Here is a 12,516-nt window from a genome sequence, read left to right on the forward strand (position 1 = left end):
AGGATTTAGTTATGTATAAACTTTTAATCGCATGTAGAGCAGGGGTTGGATCAAGTTTAATGTTAAAAATCAAAACCCAACAAGTTATCAAAGAAAATAATTTTCCAATTGAAGTGGAGCATGGTTCTTTAGATTCATTAAATGGATTTAATGGAGATGCAGTAGAAACATTGATCGATGTTGCAGAAGAATTAAAAAAGAAAAATTTAAAATTCGATGTAATTGGAATTCACAATATTGTTGATCGTAATGAAATTAAAACAGCATTAGAACAATTTCTTGCTTCAAAACAAAAATAAAATTTAGTAAAGTAATAAAACTCAATAGGATAAGGGGGAATATATATGAATTTTATTATAAGTTTATTAAGTACGCCTGCTGTTTTGCTTGGTGTAGTTGCATGTATAGGTCTGATTCTTCAAAAGAAATCAGCTACTGAAGTATTCACTGGTGCTTCAAAAACACTTATCGGTTTCTTAGTATTTGGTATTGGCGCTTCTGCTATGACCGGGGCATTACAAAACTTTAACAAACTATTCCAATATGGTTTTGGAATAAAAGGGGTTATAGCTTCACCTGAAGCTGCTACAGCACTTGCACAAGGTAAATACGGTTTCGCAGTTTCATGTACGTTGATTCTCGGATTCGTATTGAATTTAGTCTTTGCACGTATTACAAGATTCAAGAACATATTCTTTACAACAGGTCATAGTTTATTCTTTTCTTGTGTACTAGTATTAATTATGCAAGCACACGGATTCGGTAATATAACTACAATTTTAGTAGGTGGTACTATTTTAGGCTTTATGTCTGCGGCATTACCTCAATTCTGCCAACCATTTATGAGGGAAATGACAGGTGGAGATGAGCAAGCAATTGGTCACTTCAACATGATTGGTTATGGATTGTCAGGTTATCTAGGTCGTTTATTCTCAAAGCATAAAGAAGAAACAACAGAATCCATTAAATTCCCTAAATGGTTATCAGTTTTTAGAGATTTCTTAATGGGACTATCAATAGTTATGCTAATCTTATTCTATGTCGCTACATTAAAGGCTGGTCAAGAATTTACTCAAAAGATTGCTGGCTCACAACACTGGTTAGTTTTCCCTCTTGTGCAGGCGTTTACTTTCGTAGCTGGTATGTCAGTATTAATGACAGGTGTTCGTATGTTCTTAGCTGAAATAACTGCTGCGTTCGTTGTTATTTCAGAAAAATACATTCCTGGATCACGTCCTGCATTAGATGTTCCAACAGTATTTCCATATGCACCAAATGCAGTAATTCTTGGATTTATAACATCATATGCTGCTGGTCTATTAGCAATCGTTGTTATGGCAGCATTACCTAGTGTATTTCCTGTAGTCATTATTCCAGCTGCTCATATTTGCTTCTTCTCAGGTGGTACAGCTGCAGTATTCGGTAACTCATCAGGTGGATGGAGAGGTGCTATTTTAGGATCATTTGTTGCTGGATTATTGCTTGCATTCTTACCAACAATACTATACCCAGTTTATGGAACACTTGGTATAGAAGGTGCAACATTCCCTAATATCGACTATAACGTAGTGGGAACTATATTGCATAAGATTTTACAACTTATAAAACCTATCTAAGCTGCATTAATATTATATAAGAGCCATAGATATGGCTCTTATAACTTTAAGGAGGACAAACTATGATCGAAAAGACACTACCTGCATTTTTAGACATCCTGTCTAATGAAGTATCAACATTTATTTCTTCAATCGATGAATCTGCTATTAATCAAGCACGTGATTTAATTCTTGAATCAGAAAAGAATCATGGTCGTGTGCACATAACTGGTATTGGTAAACCAGGTCATGTATCAGGATATATTTCTTCATTGCTTTCATCAACTGGAACACCAGCATACACATTACATGGTACAGAAGCAGTGCATGGCTCAAGTGGACAAGTGGTTGCTGGCGATGTGGTTATTGCAATATCAAATAGTGGTGAAACCCAAGAGCTAAAAGCAACTATTGAAACTTTAAAAGCAAATGGAGCAAAAATCATCGGGGTGAGCGGTAATGCTGATTCTTGGTTAAAGAACGCTTCTGATACATTCTTATTTGCAGGAGTTAAACAGGAAGGCGATGACCTTAATAAGGCTCCTCGTGCCTCAATTCTTGCAGAAACTATTGCCTTACAGTCGTTAAGTGTTGCATTACAATATGCTAAAGGACTTAATGCTGAGCAGTATTTAAAGTGGCATCCAGGCGGAAGTCTTGGACAATCTATTAGAGAAGGGAAGTAATTGTATGGAATATAAAGGTATTATATGTGCAATGATTACACCACTTGATGAAAATCAGAATATCAATCCACAGGCAACACGTGAATTAATTGACTATTTGCTTGATAGAGGTGTTTATGGATTATTTATTTTAGGTACAAATGGTGAATGCCATGTACTTACAGATGATGAAAAAGTTGAATTTGCAAAAATTGTTATAGAACACACCAATAATCGTGTACCAGTTTTTGTTGGAACAGGTGGTAATTCAACACGTGAAGTTATTAATTTATCTAAAAGAATGGAAGCAATAGGTGCAAGTGCGTTATCCATTATAACCCCATACTTTGTGCCGCCAACACAACAAGAATTAATTGAACACTACAAAGCTGTTGCTGCTGAAGTTACTTTACCAATCATGATGTATAACATGCCAGGTAAAACTGGAATTAATATTGAACCTGAATCAGTACGTGAGTTGGCGAAGGTTAAGAACATTGTCGGAATTAAAGACAGCGGCGGTAAATTGGACAACATGAAAGCTTATCTTGAAGTAACTAAAGGGGAAGACTTTGGTGTATTCTCAGGCTCAGATTCACTTATTCTTGATATCCTTAAGGCTGGAGGACATGGTGCAGTTGCAGCAACAGCAAACTTCCTTGCAGAAATTGATGTTGCAATTTATGATAACTTCATTAAAGGTGATCTTGAAGCGGCTCAAAAGGCACAAAGCAGTATTGAAGAGCTTCGCAGTATCCTAAAGCTTGGAACCATACCATCAGTAATTAAACAAACCGTTGTCTTGAACGGTATTAATGTTGGCCCTGCACGTCTTCCTGTAACTCAGCCAACTGGTGAAAAACTTGAAGAAATCAAACGTGTGGTTGAAGCTTACAAAGCTACATTTGATAAAGGTTTATACTAATACAGAGGTGAATGATATGAAAAAGATGAATATAACAAATAGAATGGCAGAAATCGGAGCACTTGCAATCGTAAGAGTAGAAACACTCGATCGTGCATCTGAAATTGCTGAAGGCTGTATTAAAGGTGGAATCCCTGTTATGGAAATGAGCTATACATTGAATAATGCAGGAGAAATCATTGAAGGACTCAGCAAGAAGTATGGTAAAGAACTTTGTGTAGGAGCAGGAACAGTTTTAGATAGTGAAACAGCTCGTCATGCTATTTTACATGGAGCTCAGTTCATTATTGCACCAAACTACAATGAAGATGTAGCAAAAATCTGTAATAGATATCAGATTCCTTATGCACCAGGATGCACATCATTGACTGAAGCAGTTGATGCATTAAGCTTAGGTGCTGCTTTCATCAAAGCATTCCCAATCTCAGACTTCTATGGACCAAAACTAGTAAAAGTATTCAAGACACCAATTCCTGATATGCCGATTTTAGCAAGTGGTGGAATTACTCTTGACAACTTGCATGTGTGGCTAGAAAACGGCGTTGATGTTTGTGGCTTTGGGGGCTTATTAACCAAAGGCAGTTCTGAAGATATCGCTGAAAACGCGAGAAAGATTCGTGAAATCATAGACAACTTCAGGAATTGTACTTCTAACTAATTTGAATTTCATAAATAGAAGTAATTACTAAGGAGGGGAATAGCCATGAGCACAATTTTATGTAATGTAGAAAATGATATAAAACTTACATTAAAAAAGCTGAAAAATGGTACAGATATAAGGGGAATAGCAATAGAAACTAAAGAGTATAAAGAAACCCTAAGCCCCGAAATTGTAAAATTACTTGGAGTTGGTTTTTCAAAGTGGCTTAAGAACAGAACAAATAATAAGGAATTTTTAAAAGTAGCTCTAGGTATGGATTCAAGATTATCAGGTCCTAAATTAAAAGATTCATTAATAGAAGCTTTAACTAAAGAAGGAATAAATGTATATGATTGTGGACTTACAACTACCCCATCTATGTTTATGACCACAATTTTAGAAGATTATAAATGTGATGGTGCAATAATGATTACAGCAAGCCATCTTCCTTACTATTATAATGGACTTAAATTCTTTACATCCATTGGCGGATGTGAAAAAGAGGATATAGAAGAAATAATTAATTTAGCCCTAGAAGAGAATTTAACTTCTATAAAAAATGCAGAGGGAATAGTAAGAAAAGCTGATTTAGTAGAGGATTATTCAAAACTTTTAGTCAATAAGGTAAGAGAAGCAGTAGGTTCTGAAAAACCACTAGAAGGAACAAAGATAATAGTAGACGCAGGAAATGGCGCAGGAGGATTTTTTGCAACTAAGGTATTAAAGAGTCTTGGCGCTAACATAGAAGGAAGTCAATTTTTAGAGCCAGATGGAACCTTTCCAAATCATATACCCAATCCAGAAAATAAGGAGGCTATGGAATCTATAAAAAATGCAGTATTAAATTCTAAGGCAGACCTTGGAATAATTTTTGACACTGATGTAGATAGAGCCGCAATAGTTTCTAAAACTGGAGAAGAGATAAATAAAAATGCTCTTATAGCACTAATATCTTGTATAATTATAAAGGAGAATAAAGGAGCTACCATAGTTACTGACTCAATAACCTCCACAGGACTAACAGAATTTATAAGTAACTTAGGTGGAGTTCACTATAGATTTAAAAGAGGATATAAAAATGTTATAAATGAAGCTAAAAGATTGAATGGAGAAGACATTGTGTGTCCACTTGCTATAGAAACTTCAGGACATGCAGCTTTAAAGGAGAATTATTTTTTAGATGATGGAGCTTATCTTATAGTAAAAATCCTCATAGAGATGTCGAGACTAAAAAAAGAAGATAAGGATATAGCCTACTTAATAAAAGAGTTAAAGCATCCTTTAGAAAGCGAAGAAAAAAGAATAAAGATTAAGTGTGAAGATTTTAGAACTTACGGACAGGCTGTCATAGAAGACTTAAAAGAATATGTTTCTAAAATTGAGGGATGGAGTATAGAGCCTAAAAACTATGAAGGAATAAAGATAAACTGCAATAAAGAAAAAGGCTGGTTTTTACTTAGAGTATCTCTTCATGAACCTTTACTTGCTTTAAATATTGAAAGTGATATTGAAGATGGAGTAGAAAATATTTTTTCAAATATTGAGATTTTCATAAATAATTACAATAAGCTAATAATGTAAATTTTAAAAGGTTGGAGGCATTAAAAGTGCTTCCAACCTTTCTTATTTTAAGTATTACTTTATTAATATATTTACATATTAATGTAAATATATATAATATTGTTTGACGATTGAAATCGAATTATGGTAAAATTTTAATATACACAATTCAAAATAAGAAATGTTAAATTTATTGTTATAAAGCACAAAGAAATGAAAGATGGTGTAGAATTATGAAAAATGTTAGAATTGTTATTGTAGATGACTCTCCTTTTTCCATCGCCTTGCTAACAGATATCCTTACTGAAAAAGGTTTTGAAGTAGTGGGAAGTGCATCTAATTTAGAAGAAACCATTCAAGTAATAAAAGATAAAAAGCCGGATCTTGTCACTATGGATATGACTATGCCAGGTACAGATGGGTTAGAGTGCACAAGGGCTATTCATACCTTAAATCCTAATATAAAAGTGGTTATTGTAAGCTCTATGATGGATGATGAAATTGTGAAGAAGGCTAAGGAGAATAAAGCCTCTGCCTATGTACAAAAACCTGTAGACGCTGAAGAAATATACACCGTTATAAAGAGGTTAATGGCCTCTGATGATTTATTGGAGGAGCTACAAAATATATATTTTGATGTTTTTAAAGAAGCCCTAAGTGATAATGTAAATAGAATGATTAAGCTTCCTACAAATTTTGGTGAGGAATTAGAAGTTGATGAGGCGCATTCCTCTCAAGGTATTTCTATAGTTGTAGGTATAATTGGAAAATTTGTTGGAAGAATGATACTAGATGTATCCTATAAAACAGCAGAAACCATGACCTGCAAAATGTTAAGGAAGGATTCTGCTACTAAAGAACAGGTTTTAGCTATGTTTGGAGAGTTTGCTAATATAGTATCTGGGAATGCTTGTTCTATTTTAAATCGTCATAATAAGGCCTTTGGATTAAGAGTTGCTCCACCTACTATATTTCATGGAAGTTCCTTAAGTATATCTAAAGCTATGATGAAAACAACCTCAGTAACAGCAAGTACAGAGTTCGGTGAACTATATCTCAATGTAGGATTTAAAAGAGGTGAAGAGGAATGGACGTAAAATACATTAATCCCTTTTTAGATGCTTTTTTATCAGTAATGCCTCAACTAGGTTTTTCAGAGGTTAAAAAGCAATCTTTAGTGTTAAAAGAAAAAAACATAAGAAGCAATGGAGTAATGGTTATACTGGGCATAGTGGGAGATGTAAAAGGAAATGTAGTTTACTCTCTAGATGTAGATAGTGCTAAAAAAATAGCTTCTGTTATGATGATGGGTTTTCCGGTAAATGATTTTGACGACATGGCACAAAGCGCAGTTTCCGAGCTAACCAATATGCTCACCGCCACAGCTAGTATGAATTTTGCTAATATAGGAACAAACATAAATATTTCTACACCTACTTTAATGTTCGGTGAAGATTTTGAAATGAAAATGAATATTGATAAAATAATATCTGTTTCTCTAACAGTAAATAATATACCTATTGAAATAAATATTGGTTTAGAAAATGCGTAAGTAATATATTAAACAAAGGGTGCTTAAAAATATTTTGAGCACTCCTTAATATTTTAATGAACTTTTTTCATTGAATAACGTTTAAGCTATGTAAATATATTTAAATAGGGGTGATTAAATATGGTATCAAATTCAGCTATGATGGCAATAGCCTTTTCAGCAATTATTGGATTTCTTTTGCCTATACTATTAGGCATATTCTTAAGAAAGAGATATAGAATTTCCATTAAGCCTGTAATTATTGGAGCTGCAACTTTTATTTTCTTTTCTCAAATATTAGAAAAGATACTTCATGTATATGTTATAAGCAATAATATTTTTACAAATAACATAGCCTTTGCAGCCTATGGAGCCCTTGCTGCAGGGATTTTTGAAGAAGTGGGAAGATATATATTCTTTAATCTGTTTTTAAAGGATAAAAGGCAGTGGGAAGATGGATTAGCTTTTGGCTTAGGCCATGGTGGTATAGAAGCTATTCTTTTAGCTGGTATGGCAGGAGTACAAAAATTAGTTTATGCTTCTATGATAAATAACGGAACCTTTGAGACTTTAACACAAAAGCTCCCTAGCGAATTAGGAGAACAATTAAAGAATTCTATTATTAATACTACTTTAACTGAATCTCTACTCATAGGATTTGAAAGGGTTTTTGCTATGACTGTTCAAATTGCATTTACTCTATTGGTTTTATATGCAATAAGAAGCAGAAAGAAAATATATCTATTATTAGCGGTAATCTTACATGCTATTATGGATGTACCAGCGGCTTTATATCAATTAAAGATGGTAAATAATGTTTTTGTAGTGGAGTTTATATTTTTCTTAATGGCCATAATAGCATTCATTTATATAAGAAAGTCTAAAGAAATATTTGAAGCTAAATTATAATAATATTAATTATAAAAAGTCCTTTAACCAAGGAGAGATAGCATAAGTTATTTAATTATAACTTTATCTTCAGGTTAAGGGATCTTTTATATTTAGAGAATTATTATGAGCAAAATATGGAATAATTAATGTATATAGTAAAATATTTGACACCTATAATATAGAAAAAAATGAAGTATTGTGGTATAGTATTTTCATATGAAAATTTAGCGGCAGAAAAGGAATGGTGAACAATGGAAAATATAACGACTTCATCTAACTTTATAAAAAATATAGTAATTGAGGATCTAAAGTCTGGAAAACATCAGGAAATAGTGACTCGTTTCCCTCCAGAGCCTAATGGATATTTACATATAGGTCATGCAAAATCAATAGTTTTAAATTTTGAATTAGCAGATGAATTTAAAGGTAAAACAAACCTTAGATTTGATGATACAAATCCTATAAAAGAAGATACTGAATATGTGGAATCTATCGAAGAAGATGTAAGATGGTTAGGCTTTCAATGGGAAGGCTTATATTTTGCATCTAATTACTTTGAGGAAATGTATAATAGAGCTCTACTTCTAATAAAGAAAGGGAAAGCTTATGTATGTGATTTAAATGCAGATGAGATAAAAGAACATAGAGGAACTTTAACAGAGCCAGGTAAAGAAAGTCCTTATAGAAAGAGAACTATAGAAGAGAATTTAGAGCTTTTTGAAAGAATGAAAAAAGGTGAGTTTAAAGATGGTGAAAAGGTGTTAAGAGCTAAAATCGATATGGCATCACCAAACATTAATATGAGAGATCCTATAATATATCGTATTGCTCACGCTTCTCATCATAACACAGGAGATAAATGGTGTATTTATCCTATGTATGATTTCGCTCATCCTATTGAGGATGCTATAGAGGGAGTTACTCATTCAATTTGTACTCTAGAGTTTGAAGACCACCGCCCTTTATATGATTGGGTAATAAATGAGTGTGAAATGGAAAGCAAACCAAGACAGATTGAATTCGCAAGATTAAATATAACTAATACCGTTATGAGTAAAAGAAAGCTTAAGCTTTTAGTGGATGAAAATGTAGTAGATGGATGGGATGATCCACGTATGCCTACTATTGCTGGACTTAGAAGAAGAGGATATACTCCAGAGGCTATTAGAAATTTCTGCAGAGCCATAGGAGTAGCGAAAAGCAATAGTACTGTAGATGGTCAAATGTTAGAACATTTTATAAGGGAAGATTTAAATCTAAAAGCACCAAGAACTATGGGGGTTTTAAGACCTATAAAGATTATAATTACCAACTATCCAGAGGATAAGGTGGAAATGTTAGAGATAGAAAACAGTCCAGATGACCCATCTATGGGTAAGAGATTAGTGCCTTTTTCAAGAGAACTGTATATAGAAGAAGAAGATTTCATGGAAAACCCACCTAAAAAATATTTTAGATTATTCCCTGGAAACGAAGTGAGATTAAAGGGCGCTTATTTCGTTAAATGCGAAAATTTTATTAAGGATAAAGAGGGAAGAGTTGTAGAGGTTCATTGCACCTATGATCCAGAAACAAAGAGCGGCAGTGGCTTTACTGGAAGAAAGGTTAAAGGAACAATACACTGGGTTGATGCAAAGAGCGCTGTTCCTGCGGAGTTTAGACTATATGAACCCTTAATATTAGATGAAGAGAATGAGGAAGGTAAGACCTTCTTAAATCAAATAAATCCTAATTCCTTAGAAGTACTTCAAGGTTTTATTGAAGGTAATATAAAGGATGCAAAGATTCAAGATAAGTTCCAATTCTTTAGACATGGGTATTTTAATGTGGATAGTAAATATACTTCAGAGCAAAGACTAGTATTTAATAGAATAGTCTCATTAAAGAGTTCTTTCAAAATAGAAAAATAACAACAGGGATGAAGGCTGCTTTAGGCATCTCCAAAAAAATAACTAGTCAATCTACTCGTCTATTTTGCGTAATACTGCGTCCACTATTAATTTGCATTAAAAGAGTTACTATAAAGTTGCGCTCTTTCCGCAGGACACCTGCGTTCCGCGCAAAAGTAACTCTATAATTAATGCAAATTAATATTAGAACCCACTAATAGCCCCACTATTAATGGAACCTGTGTCCTTGTCTTACGCAAAATATACTTCGCATCTTTGACTAGCTATTTTTTTACGATGCCTTATGGCAGTCTTTATCTATAAAAATAGTGTTTTGTGAGGTATTGAGATGAATATATTTAAGGAGAAAGGTAACTTCAAGGAAGACAAAAAAAATCATAATGAAATAATGAAATATGCTATAAAGCTTTTAAAAGAGGAAAAATCTGTAGAAGAAGCAAGAGAAATTTTGTTAGGCTCACAGTTATATAAAGAGTGGAAATCCAAAAGAAAGGTTTTTGGAGATGGCTTTAAGGATAAACGGTTATATGAAGATTTAAAGTCACAAATAGATATTGAAAAATCCTGTAAAGAACTTGAGGCAATTGCCAAAGAATTTCTTTTAGCCTTAGAGAGAAAAGAAGATGTGGTGATTAATAGTGAAAAGAAGCATTTTCAAAAATATAATCTTATCACTCAGTTGGTTAGGGATTTAGACTATGACATACAAGAAGAAGAGCTAGCTTATGAACTTGCAAAGCTTTCATTTCAGCTGGAATTAGATTCAATTTTTCCAGTATTAAGTTTCATATCCTTGTTAAATGAGAACACCATATGTAATAATAATGATACTATCAATAAGAATCTAAGTTCTAAACAGGATACTCTCTTAAATTACTTAAGAGAATTTGAGCAAAAATATAAGAAGAATAAAATATTTGATCATTTATAAAGGCATTAATTGTTAAAACTAATGCCTTTATTTTTATCATTCATAAGAGAAAATTTAATATCATAGAATAAATCCCCTAAATCATTGGTACAGCCATAATCAATCAAAACTTTTTCTCCATTTAATATTCCCCAAGAACTAGTAGATATTATATCTTCATAAAGTAAAAAAAATTTTTCATAGAGTTCTGTTAGTTCCTCGAAAGCGTTTTTTTCAGTTCTTATAATTTTTAAGTCAATATCTTTATTATTAGTTAAGTCACTTAAAGGCACCGCTCTTTTCATAACTATCATTCTAGGTTTGAACCAGATTATGGGACAAAGATATTTTTTAAGGTTGTTAGAAGCGTTAGTAAATATATAGTATTCTACTTTATTTTGATATAAACCATCATGGCCCTTAGCAACTTTAATAACATAATCATCATTTATAGCATATACTTTTCTGCTGATACCTTGACCTAAGTATACAAATTTTTTTCTTATTTTCTTTTTAGTATACAAATAAATGCTGTGAAACCACTCTTCATCTGAATGCATTTCATAATCACTCCCTTTATATAGGATAGACTACATTTGATTAATGCATCTCTAAAAATATACCACTAACCTTTGGTTTATTATTTTGAGATGCCTAATATAATTTATGAAATACTTGCTCAGAGGGTTCCGGGTGAACTTATTAAGCTATGTATAAAAAGCTTAAGGAATACTGATATTTCCTTAAGCCTTAAACATATTAGTTATCTATGTGATTTTCTAAATCCTTTATCCTCACCTATGGTACGATTAATACTTTTGATTTTACCAGTAATACAGCCTCTACAATGGGCAGGGGTATCGCCAGTACAAATCTTTCCTGGGTAAAGGGCATATAATTTTCTATACTCACCTTCAGTTACATTAGGCATAACTACATTGGCTCCACTTTGCAAAGCTAATAGTCTGCCGTTTTTATTTAAGGTTTCCATAGCGGTGGTAGCTGGAATATTAGAGTCTGGAAGAAGCAGTCTAGTTAAGGCCATTACCTTTCTTGCCATATCAAAGGTACCACCAGCTTCCTTGGATAATGGAGTATCTTCATTAGGTATAAAAGGGCCAATACCTACCATATCTGCGTCTATGCTTTTAAAAAACAAAATGTCTTCAGCTAAGGAGTCAATAGTCTGATTAGGTAAGCCTACTAAGGAGCCTGTACCTACCTCATAACCTAGTTCTTTTAGATCCTTTAAGCATCTTTTTCTTTCATCATGACTCATGCCAGGGTCAAGGTCCTCATATAAATTTTTATCTGTGGTTTCAATTCTAATTAAAAATCTGTCCCCACCCGCTTCTTTAAAGGCTTTATATTCTTCATATGGTCTCTCTCCAATGCTCAAGGTTACGGCTACATCAAGCTTTTTTATCTCTTTTAAAATGTTTATAAGTCTTTCCTTTGTAAAATAATCATCTTCTCCCCCTTGGAGCACAAGGGTTTTGTAGCCATAACTAACGGCCTTACTAGCAAAATTTATAATTTCCTCTTCTGTTAATCTATATCTACTAAGGTTTTTATTGTCTCTTCTCAAGCCACAATAAAGGCAATTTCTCTTACATATATTAGTGAATTCAATGAGACCTCTAAGATGAACCTCATCACCAACATACTTTTTTCTAACCCTATCTGCAGCTTTAAAAATCTCTTCATCAAATTCATTATAGGATAATAAAGCAACTAGTTCACTTTTTTCTAAATCATGAGTATTCTCGGCTTTATTAATTATTTCTAACATAATATCCTCCTTAAATTTAGGCACCTCCAAAAAAATAACTAGTTATTTTTTACGATGCCTTAAGGCATTTTCTAGTTTATTTTATCAAAAAAAATCG

The 12,516-nt window shown here is 32.9% G+C and carries 13 protein-coding genes; 11 read left to right on the forward strand and 2 right to left on the reverse strand.

Translation table 11 applies throughout. The features are described 5' to 3' along the window. Positions 1-11: 11 nt before the first annotated feature. The 11 genes from BN2665_RS11325 (at position 12) to BN2665_RS11375 (ending at position 10,648) form a co-directional block, all read left to right on the forward strand. Positions 12-299, forward strand: a complete 288-nt coding sequence (locus BN2665_RS11325; protein ID WP_055667233.1) for a PTS sugar transporter subunit IIB — start codon at positions 12-14, stop codon at positions 297-299. Positions 300-344: 45 nt separating this feature from the next. Beyond that, the gene (locus tag BN2665_RS11330) at positions 345-1,616 is read left to right on the forward strand and encodes a PTS ascorbate transporter subunit IIC (protein WP_055667234.1); all 1,272 of its coding nucleotides are present in this window, start codon (positions 345-347) and stop codon (positions 1,614-1,616) included. 62 nt (positions 1,617-1,678) lie between these two features. Continuing rightward, positions 1,679-2,281, forward strand: a complete 603-nt coding sequence (locus tag BN2665_RS11335; RefSeq protein WP_082435892.1) for an SIS domain-containing protein — start codon at positions 1,679-1,681, stop codon at positions 2,279-2,281. 4 nt (positions 2,282-2,285) lie between these two features. Further along, the gene (dapA, locus tag BN2665_RS11340; RefSeq protein WP_055667235.1) at positions 2,286-3,185 is read left to right on the forward strand and encodes a 4-hydroxy-tetrahydrodipicolinate synthase; all 900 of its coding nucleotides are present in this window, start codon (positions 2,286-2,288) and stop codon (positions 3,183-3,185) included. A gap of 16 nt (positions 3,186-3,201) precedes the next feature. After that, a complete protein-coding gene (locus BN2665_RS11345; RefSeq protein WP_055667236.1) occupies positions 3,202-3,843 on the forward strand; it encodes a beta/alpha barrel domain-containing protein in 642 nt (213 codons plus the stop codon). Between the two features lie 45 nt (positions 3,844-3,888). Continuing rightward, positions 3,889-5,406 (forward strand): phosphohexomutase domain-containing protein, encoded by a 1,518-nt coding sequence (locus tag BN2665_RS11350; RefSeq protein ID WP_055667237.1) that lies wholly within the window; start codon positions 3,889-3,891, stop codon positions 5,404-5,406. A gap of 212 nt (positions 5,407-5,618) precedes the next feature. Then, positions 5,619-6,482, forward strand: a complete 864-nt coding sequence (locus BN2665_RS11355; protein ID WP_055667238.1) for a response regulator — start codon at positions 5,619-5,621, stop codon at positions 6,480-6,482. Then, a complete protein-coding gene (locus BN2665_RS11360; protein ID WP_055667239.1) occupies positions 6,473-6,937 on the forward strand; it encodes a chemotaxis protein CheX in 465 nt (154 codons plus the stop codon). Before BN2665_RS11355 ends, BN2665_RS11360 begins: the two co-directional genes overlap by 10 nt. A 120-nt stretch (positions 6,938-7,057) precedes the next feature. Further along, entirely contained in the window at positions 7,058-7,825 is a 768-nt protein-coding gene (locus BN2665_RS11365; protein ID WP_055667240.1) for a YhfC family intramembrane metalloprotease, read from the forward strand. A gap of 233 nt (positions 7,826-8,058) precedes the next feature. Further along, a complete protein-coding gene (locus BN2665_RS11370; protein ID WP_055667241.1) occupies positions 8,059-9,717 on the forward strand; it encodes a glutamine--tRNA ligase/YqeY domain fusion protein in 1,659 nt (552 codons plus the stop codon). 328 nt (positions 9,718-10,045) lie between these two features. Beyond that, on the forward strand, positions 10,046-10,648 hold the full coding sequence (locus BN2665_RS11375; RefSeq protein ID WP_055667242.1) for a hypothetical protein: 603 nt from the start codon (positions 10,046-10,048) through the stop codon (positions 10,646-10,648). A 5-nt stretch (positions 10,649-10,653) separates the two neighbouring features. Here BN2665_RS11375 and BN2665_RS11380 read toward each other — a convergent pair whose 3' ends face one another. Then, positions 10,654-11,187 carry a hypothetical protein gene (locus tag BN2665_RS11380; protein WP_055667243.1) on the reverse strand — a complete coding sequence of 178 codons (534 nt, stop codon included), beginning with the start codon at positions 11,185-11,187 and terminating at the stop codon, positions 10,654-10,656. Between the two features lie 203 nt (positions 11,188-11,390). Beyond that, positions 11,391-12,419 carry a [FeFe] hydrogenase H-cluster radical SAM maturase HydE gene (hydE, locus tag BN2665_RS11385; protein ID WP_055667244.1) on the reverse strand — a complete coding sequence of 343 codons (1,029 nt, stop codon included), beginning with the start codon at positions 12,417-12,419 and terminating at the stop codon, positions 11,391-11,393. Between the last annotated feature and the right edge of the window lie 97 nt (positions 12,420-12,516).

The sequence above is a fragment of the Desnuesiella massiliensis genome, assembly GCF_001403615.1.
Classification (GTDB): domain Bacteria; phylum Bacillota; class Clostridia; order Clostridiales; family Clostridiaceae; genus Desnuesiella; species Desnuesiella massiliensis.

Coding starts and splice junctions, on each gene's coding strand:
- BN2665_RS11325 (WP_055667233.1), top strand. CDS start 12: ATGTATAAACTTTTAATCGCATGTAGAGCAGGGGTTGGATCAAGTTTA.
- BN2665_RS11330 (WP_055667234.1), top strand. CDS start 345: ATGAATTTTATTATAAGTTTATTAAGTACGCCTGCTGTTTTGCTTGGT.
- BN2665_RS11335 (WP_082435892.1), top strand. CDS start 1,679: ATGATCGAAAAGACACTACCTGCATTTTTAGACATCCTGTCTAATGAA.
- dapA (WP_055667235.1), top strand. CDS start 2,286: ATGGAATATAAAGGTATTATATGTGCAATGATTACACCACTTGATGAA.
- BN2665_RS11345 (WP_055667236.1), top strand. CDS start 3,202: ATGAAAAAGATGAATATAACAAATAGAATGGCAGAAATCGGAGCACTT.
- BN2665_RS11350 (WP_055667237.1), top strand. CDS start 3,889: ATGAGCACAATTTTATGTAATGTAGAAAATGATATAAAACTTACATTA.
- BN2665_RS11355 (WP_055667238.1), top strand. CDS start 5,619: ATGAAAAATGTTAGAATTGTTATTGTAGATGACTCTCCTTTTTCCATC.
- BN2665_RS11360 (WP_055667239.1), top strand. CDS start 6,473: ATGGACGTAAAATACATTAATCCCTTTTTAGATGCTTTTTTATCAGTA.
- BN2665_RS11365 (WP_055667240.1), top strand. CDS start 7,058: ATGGTATCAAATTCAGCTATGATGGCAATAGCCTTTTCAGCAATTATT.
- BN2665_RS11370 (WP_055667241.1), top strand. CDS start 8,059: ATGGAAAATATAACGACTTCATCTAACTTTATAAAAAATATAGTAATT.
- BN2665_RS11375 (WP_055667242.1), top strand. CDS start 10,046: ATGAATATATTTAAGGAGAAAGGTAACTTCAAGGAAGACAAAAAAAAT.
- BN2665_RS11380 (WP_055667243.1), bottom strand. CDS start 11,187: ATGCATTCAGATGAAGAGTGGTTTCACAGCATTTATTTGTATACTAAA.
- hydE (WP_055667244.1), bottom strand. CDS start 12,419: ATGTTAGAAATAATTAATAAAGCCGAGAATACTCATGATTTAGAAAAA.